The following is a 514-nucleotide window of genomic DNA, read 5'->3' as shown; positions in this document are numbered from 1 at the left end:
TCCATGACGAAAGATGAACTGATTGCCCGTCTCCGGTCGCTGGGTGAGCAACTGAACCGTGATGTCAGCCTGACGGGGACGAAAGAAGAACTGGCGCTCCGTGTGGCAGAGCTGGAAGAGGAGCTTGATGACACGGATGACGCAGCCGGTCAGGACACGTCTGTCAGCCCGGAAAATGCGCTGACCGGACATGAAAATGAGGTGGTATCAGCACAGACGGATACCGTGACTGATACGGCTGCTCTGGTCACGGTTGTGGCACTGGTGACGCTGCATACCGATGCACTTCACGCCACGCGGGATGAACCTGTGGCATTTGTGCTGCCGGGAACGGCGTTTCGTGTCTCTGCCGGTGTGGCAGCCGAAATGACAGAGCGCGGCCTGGCCAGAATGCAATAACGGGAGGCGCTGTGGCTGATTTCGATAACCTGTTCGATGCTGCCATTGCCCGCGCCGATGAAACGATACGCGGGTACATGGGAACGTCAGCCACCATGACATCCGGTGAGCAGTC

Annotated in this window: 2 protein-coding genes; both read left to right on the top strand. The window is 58.4% G+C overall.

Features of this window, described 5'->3' with window-relative positions; genetic code table 11:
* Positions 1–3 precede the first annotated feature (3 nt).
* Positions 4–399: a DNA-packaging protein FI gene (locus K0778_RS27485; RefSeq protein ID WP_000158897.1), complete on the top strand. Its 396-nt coding sequence runs from the start codon at positions 4–6 to the stop codon at positions 397–399.
* 11 nt (positions 400–410) lie between these two features.
* Positions 411–514, top strand: a 104-nt coding sequence (locus K0778_RS27480) for a head-tail joining protein (protein WP_001324243.1), incomplete at its 3' end; no start/stop codon positions are given.

The organism is Escherichia sp. XD33, assembly GCF_019375075.1.
In the GTDB taxonomy this organism is placed as follows: domain Bacteria; phylum Pseudomonadota; class Gammaproteobacteria; order Enterobacterales; family Enterobacteriaceae; genus Enterobacter; species Enterobacter flexneri_A.
Note: the sequence above shows the minus strand (reverse complement) of the source record. Positions and strands in the feature narration are given on the sequence as shown.

Bases quoted from the DNA above. Each gene is read 5' to 3' on its own strand.
- K0778_RS27485 (WP_000158897.1), top strand. From the start codon at position 4: ATGACGAAAGATGAACTGATTGCCCGTCTCCGGTCGCTGGGTGAGCAA.